At 71.5% G+C, this 20,195-nt stretch carries 15 protein-coding genes; all 15 read left to right on the top strand.

What is annotated here, in order from left to right; genetic code table 11:
* The first annotated feature begins 178 nt into the window (after positions 1-178).
* The 15 genes from carA (at position 179) to ACIBVQ_RS03000 (ending at position 20,170) form a co-directional block, all read left to right on the top strand.
* Positions 179-1,327 carry a glutamine-hydrolyzing carbamoyl-phosphate synthase small subunit gene (gene carA, locus ACIBVQ_RS02930; RefSeq protein ID WP_352008948.1) on the top strand — a complete coding sequence of 383 codons (1,149 nt, stop codon included), beginning with the start codon at positions 179-181 and terminating at the stop codon, positions 1,325-1,327.
* Complete coding sequence (carB, locus tag ACIBVQ_RS02935; protein WP_362910399.1) at positions 1,320-4,613, top strand: carbamoyl-phosphate synthase large subunit; 3,294 nt, start codon at positions 1,320-1,322, stop codon at positions 4,611-4,613. The genes carA and carB overlap by 8 nt, the downstream gene beginning before the upstream one ends.
* Before the next feature lie 230 nt (positions 4,614-4,843).
* Entirely contained in the window at positions 4,844-5,695 is an 852-nt protein-coding gene (locus ACIBVQ_RS02940) for a dihydroorotate dehydrogenase electron transfer subunit (protein ID WP_399175219.1), read from the top strand.
* The gene (locus ACIBVQ_RS02945; RefSeq protein ID WP_352008950.1) at positions 5,685-6,659 is read left to right on the top strand and encodes a dihydroorotate dehydrogenase; all 975 of its coding nucleotides are present in this window, start codon (positions 5,685-5,687) and stop codon (positions 6,657-6,659) included. The genes ACIBVQ_RS02940 and ACIBVQ_RS02945 overlap by 11 nt, the downstream gene beginning before the upstream one ends.
* Positions 6,656-7,369, top strand: a complete 714-nt coding sequence (pyrF, locus tag ACIBVQ_RS02950) for an orotidine-5'-phosphate decarboxylase (RefSeq protein ID WP_399175221.1) — start codon at positions 6,656-6,658, stop codon at positions 7,367-7,369. The genes ACIBVQ_RS02945 and pyrF overlap by 4 nt, the downstream gene beginning before the upstream one ends.
* A gap of 199 nt (positions 7,370-7,568) precedes the next feature.
* Positions 7,569-7,892 carry an integration host factor, actinobacterial type gene (gene mihF, locus ACIBVQ_RS02955; RefSeq protein WP_184714603.1) on the top strand — a complete coding sequence of 108 codons (324 nt, stop codon included), beginning with the start codon at positions 7,569-7,571 and terminating at the stop codon, positions 7,890-7,892.
* A gap of 139 nt (positions 7,893-8,031) precedes the next feature.
* Complete coding sequence (gene gmk, locus ACIBVQ_RS02960; RefSeq protein WP_399175224.1) at positions 8,032-8,664, top strand: guanylate kinase; 633 nt, start codon at positions 8,032-8,034, stop codon at positions 8,662-8,664.
* A 13-nt stretch (positions 8,665-8,677) separates the two neighbouring features.
* A complete protein-coding gene (rpoZ, locus tag ACIBVQ_RS02965; protein WP_352008953.1) occupies positions 8,678-8,941 on the top strand; it encodes a DNA-directed RNA polymerase subunit omega in 264 nt (87 codons plus the stop codon).
* Between the two features lie 8 nt (positions 8,942-8,949).
* Positions 8,950-10,254 carry a bifunctional phosphopantothenoylcysteine decarboxylase/phosphopantothenate--cysteine ligase CoaBC gene (gene coaBC / locus ACIBVQ_RS02970; RefSeq protein WP_399175226.1) on the top strand — a complete coding sequence of 435 codons (1,305 nt, stop codon included), beginning with the start codon at positions 8,950-8,952 and terminating at the stop codon, positions 10,252-10,254.
* Positions 10,255-10,333: 79 nt separating this feature from the next.
* Positions 10,334-10,702, top strand: coding sequence for a hypothetical protein (locus ACIBVQ_RS02975; RefSeq protein WP_352008955.1), 369 nt, complete (start codon positions 10,334-10,336; stop codon positions 10,700-10,702).
* Between the two features lie 224 nt (positions 10,703-10,926).
* The gene (gene metK, locus ACIBVQ_RS02980) at positions 10,927-12,114 is read left to right on the top strand and encodes a methionine adenosyltransferase (protein ID WP_352008956.1); all 1,188 of its coding nucleotides are present in this window, start codon (positions 10,927-10,929) and stop codon (positions 12,112-12,114) included.
* Between the two features lie 240 nt (positions 12,115-12,354).
* A complete protein-coding gene (locus tag ACIBVQ_RS02985; protein WP_399175229.1) occupies positions 12,355-14,676 on the top strand; it encodes an ATP-binding protein in 2,322 nt (773 codons plus the stop codon).
* A 218-nt stretch (positions 14,677-14,894) separates the two neighbouring features.
* Complete coding sequence (locus ACIBVQ_RS02990) at positions 14,895-16,154, top strand: LuxR C-terminal-related transcriptional regulator (RefSeq protein WP_399175231.1); 1,260 nt, start codon at positions 14,895-14,897, stop codon at positions 16,152-16,154.
* Positions 16,155-16,374: 220 nt separating this feature from the next.
* The gene (locus ACIBVQ_RS02995) at positions 16,375-18,453 is read left to right on the top strand and encodes a primosomal protein N' (RefSeq protein WP_399175233.1); all 2,079 of its coding nucleotides are present in this window, start codon (positions 16,375-16,377) and stop codon (positions 18,451-18,453) included.
* 64 nt (positions 18,454-18,517) lie between these two features.
* Positions 18,518-20,170 (top strand): hypothetical protein, encoded by a 1,653-nt coding sequence (locus tag ACIBVQ_RS03000; RefSeq protein WP_362778606.1) that lies wholly within the window; start codon positions 18,518-18,520, stop codon positions 20,168-20,170.
* The last annotated feature ends 25 nt before the right edge of the window (positions 20,171-20,195 follow it).

Genomic DNA, 20,195 nt, shown 5'->3' on the forward strand with positions numbered 1-20,195 from the left:
TACGGCTGTGCCGTCCCGGCGTCGCCCCGGCGGCGTCAGGGCGCCGTCGCGACCCCGCAGTCGCAGGGTGTCGCCGCGGGTGGCGCGAGGCCGTCCCACATCATGGAGAGACACCTCTCAGGTGCGCCAGATATTTCATACTTTGCGGAGCAATGACCGAGATGATCGGGGTGTTCGAGTGACCGCAGTGCTAGTGCTGGAAGACGGCCGCGTCTTCCACGGGACCCCCTACGGGGCCCAAGGTGAGACCTTCGGCGAGATGGTCTTCAACACCGGGATGACCGGCTACCAGGAGACGCTCACCGACCCCTCCTACCACCGCCAGATCGTCGCGATGACCGCGCCGCACATCGGCAACACGGGGGTCAACGACGAGGACCCCGAGTCCTCGCGCGTCTGGGTCTCCGGCTACGTGGTCCGCGAACCCGCCCGCATCCCCTCAAACTGGCGTTCGAGGCGCTCCCTCGACGACTACCTGAGGGACCAGGGCGTCGTCGGCATCGCCATCCCCGGCACCCGCGCCCTCACCCGCCACCTGCGTGAACGCGGCGCCATGCGCGCGGGCGTCTTCTCCGGCGAGGCCCTCGCGCCGGTGGAGGAACTCCTCGCCCGGGTCAGGAACAGCCCCGCCATGGAGGGCGCCGACCTCGCCGAGGCCGTCTCGACCGCCCAGCCGTACGTGGTGCCGGCGGTCGGGGCAAAGCGCTTCACGGTCGCCGCCGTCGACCTCGGCATCAAGGCGATGACCCCGCACCGGATGGCCGAGCGCGGCTGCGAGGTGCACGTCCTGCCCGCCTCCAGCACCGCAGAGGACATCCTCGCCCTCGACCCCGACGGGGTGTTCTTCTCCAACGGCCCCGGCGACCCGGCCACCGCCGACCACCAGGTCGAGGCGCTGCGCGGCGTCCTGGAGGCGGGCAAGCCGTTCTTCGGCATCTGCTTCGGCAACCAGATCTTCGGCCGCGCCCTCGGGCTCGGCACCTACAAGCTGCGCTACGGCCACCGCGGGGTCAACCAGCCCGTCCAGGACCGCCGCACCGGCAAGGTGGAGATCTCCGCGCACAACCACGGCTTCGCCGTACGGGCCCCGCTCGACGGCTCCTTCGACACGCCGTACGGCCCGGCGGAGGTCAGCCACGTCAACCTCAACGACGACTGCGTCGAGGGACTGCGGCTGATCGACAGGCCGGCCTTCAGCGTCCAGTACCACCCGGAGGCCGCGGCGGGCCCGCACGACTCCGCCGGGCTGTTCGACCGCTTCTGCGCCCTGATGGAAGCGACGCAGGAAGAGACAGGGAACACGACGAGGGGGAACAAGGGTGCCTAAGCGTACGGACATCCAGTCGGTCATGGTGATCGGCTCGGGGCCGATCGTGATCGGGCAGGCCTGCGAGTTCGACTACTCGGGCACCCAGGCCTGCCGCGTGCTGCGCGCCGAGGGCTTCCGCGTGATCCTCGTCAACAGCAACCCGGCCACGATCATGACGGACCCCGAGTTCGCCGACGCGACCTACGTCGAGCCGATCACCCCGGAGATCGTCGAGAAGATCATCGCCAAGGAGCGCCCCGACGCGCTGCTGCCCACCCTGGGCGGCCAGACCGCGCTCAACACCGCGATCGCCCTGCACGAGGCCGGTGTCCTGGCCAAGTACGAGGTCGAGCTGATCGGCGCGGACGTGGACGCCATCCAGGCGGGCGAGAACCGCGAGATGTTCAAGGACATCGTGACCAAGGTCGCCGCCGAGCACGGTCTCAACGCCGAGTCGGCCCGCTCGTTCGTCTGCCACACCATGGACGAGTGCCTGGCCGCCGCGGGCGAGCTCGGCTACCCGCTGGTCGTGCGGCCCTCCTTCACCATGGGCGGCGTCGGCTCCGGCTTCGCCCACGACGAGGAGGGCCTGCGCAGGATCGCCGGCGCCGGCCTGGACGCCTCCCCGACGACCGAGGTGCTCCTTGAGGAGTCCATCCTCGGCTGGAAGGAGTACGAGCTGGAGGTCATGCGCGACAAGGCGGACAACGTCGTCATCGTCTGCTCCATCGAGAACCTCGACCCGATGGGCGTGCACACCGGCGACAGCGTCACCGTGGCCCCCGCGCTGACCCTCACCGACCGCGAATACCAGAACATGCGCGACGTCGCCATCGCGGTCATCCGCGAGGTCGGCGTCGACACCGGCGGCTGCAACATCCAGTTCGCGGTGAACCCGGCCACCGGGCGCATGATCGTCATCGAGATGAACCCCCGCGTCTCCCGCTCCAGCGCCCTGGCCTCCAAGGCCACCGGCTTCCCGATCGCCAAGATCGCCGCCAAGCTGGCCGTCGGCTACACCCTGGACGAGATCCCCAACGACATCACCAGGGAGACCCCGGCCTCCTTCGAGCCCTCGCTCGACTACATCGTGGTCAAGGTGCCGCGCTTCGCCTTCGAGAAGTTCGCCGGGGCCGACCAGACCCTGACGACCCACATGAAGTCGGTCGGCGAGGCCATGGCCATCGGCAGGTCCTTCCCCGAGGCCCTGCAGAAGGCCCTGCGGTCCCTGGAGAAGAAGGAGTCGACCTTCACCTGGGCCGGGGAGCCCGGCGACAAGGACGCGCTGCTGACCGCCTGCCGTACGCCGCACGACGGCAGGCTGCGGACCATGCAGCAGGCCATCCGCGCGGGCGCCACGGCCGAGGAGCTGTTCGAGGCGACCGCGGTCGACCCGTGGTTCCTCGACCAGCTCTACGCGATCGACGAGATCGCCGCCGAGGTGCGCCAGGCGGAGGACCTCACCGCCGAGATCCTCGTCAGGGCCAAGCGGTACGGCTTCAGCGACACGCAGATCGCCGAGCTGCGCGGAGCCGACGAGCCCGGGATCCGCGCCCTGCGGCACGCGCTGGGCGTACGGCCCGTCTACAACACCGTGGACACCTGCGCGGCCGAGTTCGCCGCCCAGACCCCCTACCTCTACTCCACCTACGACGAGGAGACCGAGGTCCCGCAGGGCGATCGCCCCAAGGTCCTCATCCTCGGCTCCGGGCCCAACCGCATCGGCCAGGGCATCGAGTTCGACTACGCCTGCGTGCACGCCTCCTTCGAGCTTTCGGCCGCCGGATACGAGACCGTCATGGTCAACTGCAACCCGGAGACCGTCTCGACCGACTACGACACCTCCGACCGGCTCTACTTCGAGCCGCTCACCCTGGAGGACGTCCTGGAGGTCGTCCACGCCGAGCAGCAGAGCGGCCCCGTCGCGGGCGTCATCGTCCAGCTCGGCGGCCAGACCCCGCTCGGCCTGGCCCAGGCGCTCAAGGACGCCGGGGTGCCGATCGTCGGCACCTCGCCCGAGTCGATCCACCTCGCCGAGGAGCGCGGCGCGTTCGGCCGGGTCCTGGCCGAGGCCGGGCTGCCCGCGCCCAAGCACGGCACCGCCGTCACGGTCGAGGAGGCGCTGGAGATCGCCGAGGAGATCGGCTACCCGGTGCTGGTCCGGCCCTCCTACGTCCTCGGCGGCGCGGGCATGGCCATCGTCTACGACGACAGCACGCTGTCCACCTACATGGCCAGGGCGGGCGCGGCCAGCGACCACCCGGTCCTGGTGGACAAGTTCCTCGACGAGGCCGTCGAGATCGACGTGGACGCCCTGTTCGACGGCGAGGAGCTCTACCTCGGCGGCGTGATGGAGCACATCGAGGAAGCCGGCATCCACTCCGGCGACTCGGCCTGCTCGCTGCCCCCCATGACGCTCGGCAGCCACGACATCAAGCGCATCCGCGCCGCGACCGAGGCGATCGCCAGGGGCGTGGGCGTGCGGGGCCTGCTGAACGTGCAGTACGCCCTGTCGGCCAACATCCTGTACGTCCTGGAGGCCAACCCCAGGGCCAGCCGTACGGTGCCGTTCGTCTCCAAGGCGACCGCGGTCCCGCTGGCCAAGGCGGCGGCCAGGGTGATGATGGGCGCCACCGTGGCCGAGCTGCGCGCCGAGGGCATGCTCCCGGCGGAGGGCGACGGCGGCACCCTGCCGCTCGACGCGCCCATCGCGGTCAAGGAGGCCGTGCTGCCGTTCAACCGGTTCAGGGGCGTCGACACCGTGCTCGGCCCCGAGATGCGCTCGACCGGCGAGGTCATGGGCATCGACGAGTTCTTCGGCACCGCCTACGCCAAGTCGCAGGCCGCCGCCTACGGCTCGCTGCCCACCAAGGGAAGGGCGTTCGTCTCGGTCGCCAACCGCGACAAGCGCGCGATGGTCTTCCCGGTCAAGGCGCTGGCCGATCTCGGCTTCGAGATCCTCGCCACCGAGGGGACCGCCGAGGTGCTGCACCGCAACGGCGTCCAGGCCAAGGTCGTGCGCAAGCAGAGCGAGGGGCCGGGGCCCGACGGGGAGCCGACCATCGGCGGGCGCATCCTGGACGGTGAGGTGGACCTCATCGTGAACACGCCCTTCGGCAGCCCCGGCCAGTCCGGACCCAGGCTGGACGGCTACGAGATCCGCACCGCGGCGGTGCTGCGGGGCGTGCCCTGCATCACGACCGTCCAGGGGCTGGCGGCGGCCGTACAGGGCATCCAGGCCATCGTCCGCGGTGACGTGGGCGTGCGGTCGCTGCAGGAGCACGCGCGGCGGCTGCGGGGCTGAGCCGGCCCGGTTCGGCCCGGTGGTCCTCCCGCGGCGGACGAGGACCGGTCCCGGGCGTGGAGAATGAGGAGCCGGACGCGGACCGCGGGCGCGTCCGGCAGGCGGGACGGGTGAGCGGCGGCAGGCCGCGGGGCCCGCTCCGCGCCGTGCGAGGGACCGGACGTCACGGAGACGAGAACACCTGCGGGGTCGACGCCTAGGCGGAGGTGAGAGAGACGGCTGTTACTCCCGTGCAGGTGACGGGCACGGTGCTGACGACGCGCCGGGTCGACGCCTACCACGCGCTGACCGTGGTCGCGCCCGGCGTCGCCGAGCGGTTCAGGCCGGGCCACTTCGTCTCGGTCGCCGTCGGCGGGCCGCAGACGTCGATGCTGACGCGCCGGGTCTTCTTCGTCCACGACGTCAAACCCGACTACGGCGGCACGGTCGAGTTCGTCTTCACCGTCAGGGGGCCGGGCACGGCCTGGCTCGCCGAGCGCCGTGCCCGCGACACCCTCGACCTGGTCGGCCCGCTCGGCAGGCCGTTCCCGCTGCCCCGCGACCCCGCGACCTGCGTCCTGGTCGGCGCCGAGTACGGCTCGGCGACACTGTTCACCGTGGCCGACACCCTCCAGCAGCGCGGCTGCCGCGTCGACTTCGTGCTCGGCGCGGCCTCGGCCGACCGGGTCTTCGGCGCGCTGCGCGCCAGGAGGATGGGAGAGACGACCACCCTGACCACGGAGGACGGTTCCCTCGGTATGCGCGGCAGAGTGGCCGACGTGCTGCCCGGTGTGATCGCCGACGTCAGGGCGGACGCGGTCTACGCGTGCGGCCCGATGGAGACGCTGCGCGGCGTCACCGCCGTCGCGGTCGAGTTCGACATCCCGGTGCAGGTGGCCGTCGAGGAACGGATGGCCTGCGGGATCGGCGTGTGCATGACGTGTGTGCTGCCGGTCATCGGAGACGACGGCGTCACCCGGATGGTGCGCTCGTGCGTCGAAGGACCGGTCTTCAGAGGCGAGCGCGTCCGCTTCGACGACGTGGGGACGATCCCGTTCGACGCGCTGGGAGCGCCGGGTGGGGGAACACGGAATGTCGGTTGACATGCGGACCTACCTGGGGCACGTGGAACTGGCCAACCCCATGACCACGGCCGCGGGGTGCGCCGCCTCGGGGGCCGAGCTGGCCCAGTTCTTCGACCTGGCCAGGATCGGCGCCCTGACGACCAGATCGATCACCATGGCCCCCAGGGCGGGCAGGCCGACCCCCAGGGTCGCCGAGACCCCCTCGGGGCTGCTCAACGCCGTCGGCCTGCAGGGGCCGGGCATGGACGCCTTCCTGGAACGCGAGCTGCCCTGGCTGGCCCAGCGGGGGATAAGGACCGTGGTCTCCATCGGGGGCGGAACCGTCGCCGAGTACACCGCGCTGGCCCGCAGGCTCACCGACGCCCCCGGGGTGACCGCCGTCGAGGTCAACCTGTCCTGCCCCAACATCGAGGACCGGGGCAGGGTCTTCGCCCGTGACGGGGCCGCCTCCGCCGAGGTGGTCGCCTCCGTCCGCTCGGTCATGCGTTACGACGTGCCGGTCGTGGCCAAGCTGTCGCCGGACGTGATGGACATCGTGAGTGTGGCCAGGGCGTGCGTCGACGGCGGCGCCGACGCCCTCTCGATGATCAACAGCCCGATCGGCATGAGCATCGACACCGAGGCCATGCGGCCCTCCCTGGCCGCGGTCACCGGCGGCCTGTCGGGACCGGCCATCAGGCCGCTGGCCGTACGCTGCGTGTGGCAGGTGCACGCGGCGCTGCCCAGCGTGCCCATCATCGGCATGGGCGGCGTGCTGACCGGCAGGGACGCCTTCGAGCTCATCCTGGCGGGCGCCTGCGTCGTCGCCGTCGGCACCGCCCTGTTCCACGACCCCTACGCCTGCCTGCGTGTCCTGAGAGAGCTTGAGGAGCTCCTGGCGGCGCGCGGTTTCCACCGGCTGGCCGACGCGGTCGGGCTGGCCCATCGCCCGCCGGGCGCTTCCGCCCGGAACCGGATAGACCTGGAGGAGAGTTCCCTGTGACGCCCGCACCCATCGCCGTAGCCCTGGACGCGCCCGACCTGGAGACCGCAGCCCGCTGGGCGGGCATGGTCACCCCGCATGTCAGCACCGTGAAGGTCGGGCTCGAACTCTATCTCCGCTACGGCCCCGAGGTGATCGCCTCGGTCAGGGGCGCCAGCGGCGTCCAGATCTTCCTCGACCTCAAGCTGCACGACATCCCCAACACGGTCGCCGGCGCGGCCAGGGCCGTGGCACGGCTCAAGCCCGCCATCCTGACCGTCCACGCGGCCGGAGGCCCCGCCATGATCAGGGCGGCCGTCGAGGCGCTGCCCGACACCCGGATCGCGGCCGTGACGGTGCTCACGTCGCTGTCCGCGGCCGATCTGGAGCGCGTCGGCCTGGAGGGCTCTCCCGACGACGCCGTGCGCCGCCTGGCCTCGCTGGCCGTGGGCGCGGGTGCCCAGGCCCTCGTGTGCTCACCCCACGAGGTCGCCGCGGTGCGGGCAGAGGTCGGCCAGGACGTCACCCTGATCACCCCCGGCGTCCGCCCCGCCGGTTCTGAGACTCAGGACCAGGCAAGAGTAGCGACTCCGGAGAGGGCTTTGGCCGACGGGGCCGATCTTCTGGTGATCGGCCGCCCGATCACCGGCGCCGCCGACCCCGGCGCGGCCGCCGCGGGAATCGCCGCCGCGCTGCGCAGAGCCCTCTCCTCGGCCGGTGGGAACGCCTGATCCGGGATGTGATCCACGCCCCCGTAAAACACGGAGTTGAGGGTTGTTTCATCGACACTCGGCGACTTTCACGCTACACAAAGTGACGAAGTAGATTTTCTAAGGGAAGAAACTGGTCTTGACGTTGCTTGAAGCGCGATGACCAGCTAGTTTCCCTTCCCGTCCGAGTACATCGACAGGAAATTCGAGGTGACCCGGCGTGGCTCTTCCTCCCCTTACCCCTGAGCAGCGCGCCGCAGCCCTAGAGAAGGCTGCCAAGGCCCGCCGAGAGCGTGCCGAGGTTAAGAACCGCCTGAAGCACGGCGCTATCTCTCTGGCTGAGGTGCTCAAAGACGGGCAGGCTGACGACGTCATCGGCAAGATGAAGGTGTCGGCTCTTCTGGAGTCGCTCCCCGGCGTGGGCAAGGTCCGCGCCAAGCAGCTGATGGAGCGGCTTGGCATCGCAGAGTCCCGCCGCGTGCGGGGCCTGGGAGCCAACCAGCGGGCGTCCCTTGAGCGTGAGTTCGGCGGGGCCGAGGGCTAGTCTCGGTCCGGTACGGACACGCTCATCCGCGCCTGGCGCGGGAACGGCATCACGGGGGGTTGTGGAGTTGACCGGAACATCGTGGTCCGACGGGAGTCGGGCTCCGGGGAAGACCGCTGAGAGCGGGTCCGGCGGCTCCGTGTCCCCGGTCGCAGGTCCGGAGGGGGCTGGAGCCTTCCCCGGGCCGACCGGCAACCGCCTGACGGTCCTCTCAGGGCCGTCAGGCGTTGGCAAGTCCACGGTCGTCGCCGAGCTTCGGCGGGCACACCCCCAGGTGTGGCTGTCGGTCTCGGTGACCACCAGGAGGCCCCGGCCGGGTGAGACCCACGGGGTCGAGTACTTCTTCGTCGACGACGCGGAGTTCGACCGCCTGGCCGCCTCGGGCGAGCTGCTCGAATGGGCGGAGTTCGCGGGCAACCGGTACGGCACGCCGCGTGGTCCCGTGCTCGCCAAGCTCGCGGCCGGGGTGCCCACGCTTCTGGAGATCGACCTGCAGGGGGCCCGTCAGGTCCGGGCGAGCATGCCGGAGGCACTGCTGGTCTTCCTCGCCCCGCCGAGCTGGCAGGAGCTGGAGAAGCGCCTGCGGGGCAGGGGCACCGAGCCCGAGGACGTCATCGCCCGCCGCCTGGCCGCGGGCCGGATCGAGATGGCCGCGGAGCAGGAGTTCGATCTCTCCCTGGTGAACACGTCCGTCCAGGAGGTATGCCACAGGCTGATAGCCTTGTTGGCTGATGCTCCCGAGGCTTCGAGCCCCGGACGTTCACCTAACTAGGGGAAAACACAACGTGGCAACGAACGCGGCCTACTCCGAAGGCATCACCAACCCGTCGATCGACGCCCTGCTGGAGATCGTCGACAGCAAGTACAGTCTGGTGATCTTCGGTTCGAAGCGCGCCCGTCAGATCAACGCCTACTACTCCCAGCTCGGCGAGGGCCTGCTGGAGTACGTCGGGCCGCTCGTGGAGACCCACGCCCAGGAGAAGCCGCTGTCCATCGCGCTGCGCGAGGTCAGTGAGGGTCTGCTGACCTCAGAGCCGATCGAGGGCTAGTCCCGCCGATGCGGACGCCTGGCGAGGGCGAGACCGCCCTCCCCTCCTCCCTCGCGGAACGATCCCGGACGGAGCCCGTCCCGGCGGAGCAGGCGGTCCCCGGCCCGCGCCGCCGACCGGCCGTCGTCCTGGGGGTCGGCGGCGGCATCGCCGCCTACAAGGCCTGTGAGCTGCTGCGCCTGTTCACCGAGTCGGGCCACGACGTGCGCGTCGTGCCCACCAGGCAGGCCCTGCGCTTCGTCGGCGAGCCCACCTGGGCCGCCCTGTCCGGAAACCCCGTCGCCGCCGACGTCTGGGAGTCGGTGCACGAGGTGCCCCACGTCAGGATCGGCCAGGGCGCCGACCTGGTCGTCGTCGCGCCCGCGACCGCGGACCTGCTGGCCAGGGCCGCCCACGGGCTGGCCGACGACCTGCTGACCAACACGCTGCTCACCGCGCGCTGCCCGGTCGTCCTCGCGCCCGCGATGCACACCGAGATGTGGGAGCACCCCGCCACCCGCGCGAACGTGGCGACCCTCCGCGAGCGCGGCACGCTCGTCGTCGAGCCCGCCGTCGGCCGCCTCACCGGCGCCGACACGGGCAGGGGACGGCTGCCCGACCCCGTGGAGATCTTCGAGTTCTGCCGGGGCGTGCTCGCGGGCAGGCCCGCCGACCTCGCGGGCCGCAGGCTGGTGGTCTCGGCGGGGGGCACCCGCGAGGCCATCGACCCGGTCCGCTTCCTGGGCAACCGCTCCTCCGGCCTGCAGGGCTACGCGCTGGCCCGTACGGCCCTGGCCCGCGGCGCGGAGGTCACCCTGGTCGCCGCCAACGTCACACTGCCCGATCCGGCGGGGGCGACGGTCGTCCGGGTCGAGTCGGCGCTCGAACTGCGCGAGGCCGTGCTGAAGGCGGCCGAGGAGGCCGACGCCGTGGTCATGGCCGCCGCCGTCGCCGACTTCAGGCCCGCGCGGCGGAACGAGTCGAAGGTCAAGAAGACCTCGGCCGATCCCGACCCTATCCATTTGGTGAAAAATCCGGACATCCTTGCTGAGCTGGGTGAGCGCCGGAGGCAGGGGGAGGGGCCGAGCCCGCGGGTCATCGTGGGGTTCGCGGCCGAGACCGACGACGTGATCGCCAACGGGCAGGCCAAGCTCGCCCGCAAGGGCTGTGACCTGCTGGTCGTCAACCAGGTCGGGGAGAATCTCGCCTTCGGGACACCTGACAACGCGGCGGTCGTGCTGGCCTCGGAGGGCGGCCGGGTCGAGATTCCGCGCGGCCCCAAGGAGGCCCTGGCCGACGTGGTCTGGGACCTCGTCGCCGAACGCCTGGCCTGACTCCCTTGCCGGAGATCGGCCGGCGGCGGATACTGCGTCCGGAGCGACCTGGAACGTCACGCCCGGAGGGTTCCCGACCATGCCGGTCTCCGCTGCCGTCAGGGCGCGCTGCCGCGCCCTGCTTCCGCCGGGGGAGGACATCAGTTACGTCCTGCCCGCCCTCTCCGTGAGCTCGCCGGGGACGGCGGCCTTCCTCATCGTGGTCACCGACCGGTCGATCCTGGTGATGTCCACCAAGTTCTTCGACCACGGCATGCCCAGTTCGGTCTACGCGACGCACGCGCGCCGTACCCGGCTCGGCCCGGTCGAGTTCTCCTCGAGCGCGGCCATCGAGTTCGGCGGGATGGTCTTCGAGATCGACGAGGAGTACGCGGCGGTGGTGTGCGCCGCGGACGCCGAGGTCTTCGCGCCGGAGACGCTGCCCGCCGACCCCCTGCCCGACCTCTGAACCCTGCTCTCCGGTCGCCGTCCGTAGCGTGATATCCCGGTAAATGGGTTGGTTTAGTGTGATTTTGGGCTGGTTGGACGGCAAGGCATCAGGATTCGGGCACGCCGGATTCAGGGTGATTTCGCGGCGCCGTACCTGGTGGGGCTAGAATTCGGCGAGCGCTTCGGGTGCCGTGTGCCCCGAAGTCCCAGACGCCAGCAGCCGCTGCATGAGGAGCCACTGACTTGTCCCGTCGCCTGTTCACCTCCGAGTCGGTCACCGAGGGCCACCCGGACAAGATCGCCGACCAGATCAGTGACGCGATTCTCGACGCCATGCTCAAGGGAGACCCCCGGAGCCGTGTCGCGGTCGAGACGCTGATCACCACCGGTCAGGTCCACGTCGCCGGAGAGGTGACGACGGAGACCTACGTCGACATCCCCGGTCTCATCCGGGCGAAGATCCTCGAAATCGGTTACGACGCCTCGCACAAGGGCTTCGACGGCGCCTCCTGTGGCGTCTCGGTGTCCATCGGCGCGCAGTCGCCCGACATCGCCCAGGGCGTCGACGCCGCCTACGAGGCCCGTGAGGGCGAGGGCTCCGACGAGCTCGACCGCCAGGGCGCGGGCGACCAGGGCCTGATGTTCGGCTACGCCTCGCGTGAGACCCCCGAGCTGATGCCGCTGCCGATCCAGCTGGCCCACCGCCTGGCCGAGCGCCTGTCGGAGGTCCGTAAGAACGGCACCGTCCCCTACCTCCGCCCCGACGGCAAGACCCAGGTCACCATCGAGTACGACGGCGACAAGCCGGTCCGCCTCGACACCGTGGTCGTCTCCACCCAGCACGCGGCCGAGATCGACCTCAAGGAGATGCTCGCCCCGGACATCAAGGAGCACGTGGTCGACCCGGTGCTCGCCGGTCTTGAGATCGAGACCGAGGGCTACCGGCTGCTGGTCAACCCCACCGGCCGCTTCGAGATCGGCGGCCCGATGGGCGACGCCGGTCTGACCGGCCGCAAGATCATCGTCGACACCTACGGCGGCATGGCCCGTCACGGCGGCGGCGCCTTCTCCGGCAAGGACCCGTCCAAGGTCGACCGCTCGGCCGCCTACGCCATGCGCTGGGTCGCCAAGAACATCGTGGCCGCGGAGCTGGCGGACCGCGCCGAGGTCCAGGTCGCCTACGCCATCGGCAAGGCGCACCCGGTCGGCGTGTTCGTCGAGACCTTCGGCACCGAGAAGGTCCCGGTCGAGAAGATCCAGGAGGCCGTGCTCAGCGTCTTCGACCTGCGCCCGGCCGCGATCATCCGCGACCTCGACCTGCTCCGCCCGATCTACTCGGCGACCTCCGCCTACGGTCACTTCGGTCGTCCCGAGTTCTCCTGGGAGGCCACCGACCGCGCCGACGCCCTGCGCAAGGCCGCCGGTCTCTGACCCCGCAGGCACGGCCCCCGCGAGCATCCCTCGCGGGGGCCGTGCCGTTTTTCCCGGCCTTCTCCCCGCGTGGTCCTGACCGTGTCCGGCTCCGCGTGCGGGGCCGGAGGCGTGGCGGTGACCGGCTGTGTCCCGCCTTTCACGGGTCAAGAGCGCACATATGGAGCCTGACCACCAACTGTGTCCCCTGAACCGTCCAATTCTGTGTAACTTCTCTTTTGGAGATCTTGGGGGAGAGACGTGATCAGGCGGTTTGGGACAGGCGAACTGCCCATGGAGGCGACAAGCTTCGTGGGCCGCAAGGAGGAGCTTCGTCAGGTCAGGCGTCTGCTCCAGGTCTCCAGGCTGGTCACCGTCACCGGGGTCGCCGGCATCGGCAAGACCCGGGTGGCGGTCAGGGCGGCCTCCGAGGTGCTCGCGACCTTCGCCGACGGCGTCAAGTTCGTCGAACTGGCCGGGGTGAGCGACCCCGACCGTCTCGAACAGGCCGTGGCGTACGCCCTCGAACTGGTCGACCTGTCCGTGAGGCCGGACACCGAGGTCCTGGTCGAGCACCTCCGCGACCGGCAGATGCTCCTGGTCCTCGACACCTGCGAGCACCTCGTGGACGCCTGCGCCCGGTTGGCCCAGACCCTCCTGGAGAGCAGCCCCAACCTGCGCATCCTGGCCACCAGCAGGCAGTCGCTCGGGGTGCCCGGCGAGCACATCGTCGCCCTGCCGCCGATGGCCCTGCCGGGGCCGCGCGCCATGAAGTCGGTCGGCGCGCTCTCCCGGTGCGAGTCGGTCACGCTGTTCCTCGAACGTGTCGCCGCCGTCAAGCCGGACTACGCCCTCACCGGGGAGAACGCCGAGGAGATCGCGGAGATCTGCACCAAGCTCGACGGGATCCCGCTGGCCATCGAACTGGTCGCCGTCCGGATGCGCGCCTTCACCCTCGGCCGGGTCCGCGACCTGCTGGACGACCGGCTCTGGCTGCTGTCCGGCCGGGTGACGGCCAGCAGGCACCCGACGGTCGGCGCGACCGTCGACTGGAGCCACGACCTGTGCACCCCCGACGAACGGCTGCTGTGGTCACGGCTGCCGGTCTTCGTCTCCGACTTCGACGCCGCGGCGGCGGAGGGGGTCTGCGCCGACGAGGCGCTGCCCGCGGAACGGATTCTGCCCACCCTGCTGGGCCTGGTGGACAAGTCGATCGTGATCCCGGTCAAACGCGAGGAGGGCACGGCCTACCGGCTTCTGGACATCATCAGGGAGTACGGCGCGGCCAGGCTGGCCGAGACCGGGGACGAGGGATGGCTGCGCCGCAGGCACCTGCGCTACCACTTCGAGCTGGCGCTCAGGGGCAAGGAGTCGGGCCGGCACGGCGACCAGGTCGAGTCGTGGAGCCGGGTCCGCAGGCAGTGGCCCAACATCCGCGCCGCCCTGGACCTGTGCGTCCAGGACCCCGAACTGCGTGAGACGGGCCTGATGATGGCCGCGGGCCTGTGGTACCTCTGGGTGGCCTGCGGGATGCTCAGGGAGGGCCGCGACCAGCTCGAACGGCTGCTCGCCCAGCCCATGCCGGGCAGTCAGGCCTGGTCATGGGGGCTGCTCACCCTCGTCTACATCGCCAACGCCAGAGGCGACCTGGACGAGGCGCGACTGCTGCTGGAACGGTGCAGGGCGCACAGTCCGCCGGGGACGCCGGGCGCCGAGCTGGTCGAGCTGGTCCAGCTCAAGATGAACGGCACACTGGCCTCGGTCGAGGGCGACCCCCGGGCCGCGGAGGACATGCTCGGCACGGTGATCGAACGGCTTCGCCCCAACCGGGAGCTGCCCGAGGTGCTCCTGCCCGCGATGGTCGAGCTGGGCACCTGCCTGGTGCTCGGCGGCGAGCCCGAGGCGGCGGGCCGGATCCTGCTCGAATGCCGTGAGCTGTGCGACGAGCTGGGAGAGGTCTGGGCGAACGCGCACGCCGACTACGTCCTCGGCCTGGTGGCGCGGACGGAGGGCGACGCCGCCAGGGCGGTCGGGCACGCCCGCGACTCCCTGCGGGTCAAGACACGCTTCTCCGACACCATGGGCGTCGTCTCCTGCCTGGAGCTGCTGGCCTGCGCCGCGGCCGACGAGGGCGACCTGGCCAGGGCAGGGCGGCTGTTCGCCGCGGCGCGCGCGGAACGGCTCGACAAGGGGCTGATCGAGCAGGGCTATCCGGTGGTGATCGAGGAGAGCGCCCGCTGCGCCCAGCGTGTCGCCGCGGGACTGCCTCGAAGGGAGGCCGAGCAGGCGGTCAGGGAGGGGGCCGCGCTCGGCTCGGAACGGGCGATCGCCTACGCGCTCGGCGAGGACGTGGCCACGGGGCCCGCCGTACGGGACTCCCGCTGGGCGCCGCTGACCCGCAGGGAGCGCGAGGTCGCGGAACTGGTCGCGGAGGGGCTGACCAACCGGCAGATCGCCCACCGGCTGGTGGTCGTCCAGCGCACGGTCGACTCCCACGTTGAGCACATCCTCGCCAAGCTCGGTTTCTCCGCGCGCACCCAGATCGCGGCCTGGGCGATCAGGCAGCGCAGGGGACACGTGTGAGGTCCGGCCGCACGGACGGCTGACCGGACATCAGGTACAGGTGGGCATGAAGTGTCCGCGTGTACAGGTATGCCTTGAGAGCCGGCGATTTTGCTGGACGTGAATGTTCTGGTCGGCGTGAATTTTTTGCCGTAGACGGATGTTCCAGAAGAGCACGGCCGATTCGGCGCCAAGGGCGTTCGCCTTTCGCCGGGCACGGCACCAAGCGGAAGCGGAGGATGAACATGGTGCGGGGGCCGGGAAACCTGCCGGTTGACCTGTCCAGTTTCGTGGGACGGGCGGAGGAGCTGGCCGAGGGCCTGCGCCACCTCACAGAGGCCAGGATCATGACCGTCACAGGACCCGCGGGCGTCGGCAAGACCCGTACGGCCCTGCGCCTGGCCGCCAGGCTGCGCCGCCGCTTCCCGGGCGGGACCTGGAGGGCCGAACTGTCCGGTACCGCCGACCCGGTGACCACACTGGCCGAGGCGCTCGAACTGCCCCGGACGTCGTCCGCCAGGGAGATCGGGGCCGCCCTGCGCGAACGGCGCCCGCTCGTCGTCCTCGACACCTGCGAGCACATTCCCGGTGAGGTCGCCGCGCTGACGGAGGACCTGCTGGCCGAGGCGCCCAGGGCCGCGATCGTCGTCACCGGGCGCAGGCCGCTCGGCCTGCCGGGGGAGCGGGTGCTGCAGCTCGCGCCGTTACCGCTCACCTCGGCCGTGCGACTGTTCGAGGACCGGGCGATGGCGGTCGACCCCCGGTTCGCGCTGACGCCGGCCACGGCGCCGATCGTGGCGGAGATCTGCGGCAGGCTCGACGGGCTGCCGCTGGCGATCGAGCTGGCCGCGACCCTGGTGCGGTCCATGCTGGCCAGGGACCTGCTTGAGGAGCTCAGGCACCGTTTCACCCTGCTGACCGGGGTCAGCAGGACCGTGCTGCCGCGCCACCGTGACCTGCGGGCGGCCGTCATGTGGAGCTACGACCTCTGCGACGCCGAGCAGCGCGAGCTGTGGGCCCTGCTGTCGGCCCTGCCGGGCTCCTTCGGCCTGGCGGACGCGCGCGCGGCGTGCCGGGGGCACCTCCCCGGGGAACGGGTGGCTTCCGTCCTGGCGAAGCTGGTCGAGGGGTCCGTCGTACTCCGCGAACCAGGCGAGAGGTACCGGATGCTGGAGGCCTACAGAAGGGTCGGCCTCGAACCCTCGGGAAGCCCGTGGCGGCCCGCCGTACAGCGTCCGCTGCGGGGCGGGGGACGGCTGCCCTCCCCCCGGCAGCCGGGCGGGACGGCCAGGCCCGCGGGCACCCTGAGCGCCAGGGAGCTCCAGGTGGCCAAACTGATCACCGAGGGGCTCTCGAACCCGGAGATCGCCGTACGGCTTGACATCGCCAAACGCACCGTGGACGCCCACGTCCGCAACATCCTCGCCAAGGGCGGCCTCGCCTCCCGCACCCAGGTCGCCGCCTGGGTCGCGGAAAGCGATTATCAGTCCTCGACATAGGCACATCGCCCGATGCGGAAGGGGGGTGGCGGCGGTCATCATGGTGGTGGCCAGTGGGACACCGTGTGCTCCAGCGTTCCGCAGCGTCGGGTGGTCTTGAGGGAGGGGTCCCCTTCCACCTGAAGTATGTTGGGGTTTTCCCTGTGTCGGGCGTGACCCACTGGCCGAACCCCTCCCACGTCTGGCGGGACGGTCCCCGCGCATCTGGTAGGACAAGTGGGTGACCCACACCAGCCTCCCCGCGGACGACGGCGCCCTGCTTCCGCTCGACGCCGTGCGTCGCGGGCCCGTCCCCGCCGCCAGGTCCGCCAGGGGGGTGCCGGAGCCGGCCGCGACGCTGCCGGTCGCACGGGTCGTCGTGGACACGCCGCTGCCGCACCTGGACCGGCCGTTCGACTATCTCGTGCCCGCGTCCATGGACGCCGAGGCGGTCCCGGGCGCGCGGGTCAGGGTCAGGTTCGCGGGCAAGCTCGTGGACGGCTTCCTGCTCGAACGGGCCGAGAACACCGAGCACGAGGGCGGACTGGCCAGGCTTGAGCGGGTCGTCTCGCCGGAGCCGGTGCTCACCCCGGAGATCGCCCTGCTGGCCAGGATCGTGGCCGACCGCTACGCGGGGACCATGGCCGACGTGCTCAGGCTCGCCGTCCCGCCCCGCCACGCCAGGGTCGAGGCCGAGCCGCAACCCCAGCGGGAACCGGCAGAGAAGCCGTCCGGGGAGAAGACCGGCGGAGACCTGGGGCCGTGGGCCGGCTATCCGGAGGGGGCGGCCTTCCTCACGGCCCTGGCCCAGGGCCGCTCACCCCGCGCGGTGTGGAGCGCGCTGCCCGGGACGGGACAGGACGGCCTCGAATGGCCGAGGGCGGTCGCGGTCGCCGTGCGGGAGACCCTCCGGGGGGACAGGGGCGCCCTCGTCGTCCTCCCCGACGGCAAGGACGTCGCGCTGGCCGACGCCGCGCTCGGCGCGGTCCTGGACCCCGGGACGCACGTCGCGCTCACCTCGGACCTGGGCCCCGCGGAGCGCTACCGGCGCTGGCTGCGTGTCCGCAGGGGCCACGTGCGCGTCGTCGTGGGCACCAGGGCGGCCGTCTTCGCGCCGGTCAGGGATCTGGGCCTGGTGGTGATCTGGGACGACGGCGACGATCTGCACGCCGAACGGCTCGCGCCTTACCCGCACGCCAGGGAGGTCCTCGCGCTGCGCGCCCACCACGGCAGGGCGGGACTGCTCATCGGCGGGCACGCCCGTACGGCCGAGGCCACCAGGCTCGTCGCCACCGGCTGGGCCGGTGCCATCGTCGCGGACCGGGAGACGATCAGGGCCAGGGCGCCCAGGGTCCGCCCCGCGGGGGACGACGCGGAACTGGCCAGGGACGAGGCGGCGCGGGCGGCCAGGCTGCCCAGCCTCGCCTGGCGGGCGCTGCGCGCGGGCCTGGAGACGGGGCCGGTGCTGATCCAGGTCCCCCGGCGGGGATACCTGCCCGGCCTGGCCTGCCAGAGTTGCCGGACCACGGCCAGGTGCGGGCACTGCGGAGGGCCGCTCGCGCTGCGCGGGGGACACGCCATGCCGTACTGCCGCTGGTGCGGCCGGATCGCGGGACAGTGGCGCTGCCAGTCCTGCGGCGCGGCGCGGATGCGGGCGCAGGTGGTCGGCGCCCGCCGTACGGCCGAGGAACTCGGCAGGGCCTTTCCCTCGGTGCCGGTCAGGACCTCGGGCAGGGACGGGGTGCTCGCCGCGGTCGGTGACGCGCGTGCCCTGGTCGTGGCGACCCCGGGGGCCGAGCCCGTCGCGGAGGGCGGCTACGCGGCGGCGGTGCTGCTGGACGGCTGGGCCATGCTGGGCAGGCCCGACCTGCGGGCCGCCGAGGAGACGCTGCGCCGGTGGATGAACGCGGCCGCGCTGCTGCGGCCACGGGCGGAGCTGGTGGTGCTCGCCGACTCCTCGGTGCCCGCCGTGCAGGCGCTGCTGCGCTGGGACCCGGCCACCCACGCCGAACGTGAACTGGCCGACAGGACAGAACTCCGTTTTCCCCCGGCGGTAAGGATCGCCACCCTGACCGGGTCCCCCGGCGCGGTACGGGAAATGCTCGGCGACGTCGAACTGCCCGGGCAGGCGCAGGTGCTCGGGCCCGTCCCCCTCGACACGCCAAGGGGCGACCAGGTGCGGGAACGTGCCATGGTACGGGTCCCGCAGGCGGCGGGGGCGGCGCTGTCCGCGGCGCTGAAGGGGGCGGCGGGAGTACGCTCCGCCCGTAAGTCACCGGAGGTGGTCCGGGTGTGCATTGACCCCCTGGACGTCATTTGAGTTGTTTCCCCGATTCGCGGTGCTGACAGTAAGCCGTTAATTTTCCTCTGTGTCGATCGAATGGGTGAATCAGGCCGTAGACGATCTGCGCGCGTGGGGGCGTGCGCACGGCCTGGCCGTTGACGTGGACGAGGTACGTCTGCTCTGCGACTACGCGAGCGACTATCTGGACGTGAACGAGCTGGGCGACTTCACCCCGGGCACCTTCGAGGAACTGCTGCTCAACATCTACCCGCGGAAGGTCATCGCCCCGCCGGAGAGTGCCCCAGAGACCGTCGCCGCCGCCCGTACCCTGGTCGACTTCCTCCTCGCGACCGAGGAGATCGGCGGCAAGATGGCGACCAGAATGCGATCCGTACTGGACCGAATCGAACCGGAGATGCCGATCGCGCTCGCCGACACCTCCCGGTTCGGCATGGCCAAGAGCCTGTTCAGCGCGATGGGCGCCGAAGCCCTCGAACAGGGCTTCTCCCTCACCCCGGCCGAACGGCCCGCGGCGCAGGCCGTCCGGGAGGAGAGCGAGGACGGGCCGTGCGACTGCCCGGGATGCGCCCCCCTGCCCCCCGTACGGCTCGCCGCCCGCGAGGCACTGGCCGAGGCGGCGCTACGGGTCCCCATGGTGACCGACGCCCGGCGGCTGGTGCAGTGGATGCTCGCCGGAGGCCGCACTCCGACCGTCAAGGGGCGCCTCAGAGTCCGCGACGCCGCCGAGGCCACCGCCCAGCTCTCGGTCGCCGAACCCGCCCTGCTGTGGGACCTGGCGGTCTACGCGGGACTGGTCGAGATCGAGGGCACCGCCGTCTTCGACGCCGACGACCTCGACCCGCTCGACGTCTGGGCCTCGGTGGTCGAGTTCGTCGTGGAGAAGGAGACCGGCGGCGCCGTCACCGGCAATCCGGCCCTCGACGAGGAGCTCTACGGCCTGTGCGACGTGCTCTACCGGCTGCAGACGCCGATGCCGGTCCCGCTGCTGATGGAGTACGCCCAGGAGGCCGGGCTGACCGACGAGGCCGAACTCGACCCTGAGGAGGCCATCGGGCGCCTGGCCTACTGCGGCGTCGTCGAACCGGACCGGATGGAGCTCGCACTGACCCCGCAGGCCGTGTGGGCCCTGCGGGAGCTCTACACCGGGCTCGGCATCGACGCCCCCGAGGCCGCCGACCTGGCCGCCGTGGACGCCTCCGAACTCATCGAGGGACTGCTGTCCGGCATCCCCACGGAACTGGCCGAGGCCGAGATCGAGGAGTGGCTGCGGAGCAGAAGCGCGGCCGAGGCCGCGGCCGAGCTCCTCGGCGCCGTCACCGGCGCCCCCTCCGTCGCCAGGGGGATCGCCGTGACGATCGTCGACAGGCTCGGCCCCGAGGCAGAACGGGCGGTCAGAGGGCATCTGCAGGAGGCGGAGCTGCGCCCCCACGTCATCCACTGGCTGTCGGCGCGCGGCCTGCCCGCCCCGGCGCTCACCCAGGAGGAGGTCCTGTGGATGAGCGTGGACACCCTCGCCCTGGCCGTCTCCGCGGCCGAGGACGACCCCGAGACGTTCGCCGAGAACATGGCGGCGTCCGGTCCGCCCGCCCATATGATCGACGAGATGTGGCGGGTCGACCACCCGGACGTCGTGCAGGTCCTCGAACTGCTCGGCCGCTCCCTGCACGACCAGAACGTCGCCAAGGCCGCGCGCAAGGCCGCCTTCAAGGCCAGATCGCGCGCGATCGGCTAGCCGTACACCCGTGGGGCCTGAGTGC

Origin of the sequence: Streptosporangium sp. NPDC049376 (genome assembly GCF_044466505.1) — a bacterium.
Classification (GTDB): domain Bacteria; phylum Actinomycetota; class Actinomycetes; order Streptosporangiales; family Streptosporangiaceae; genus Streptosporangium.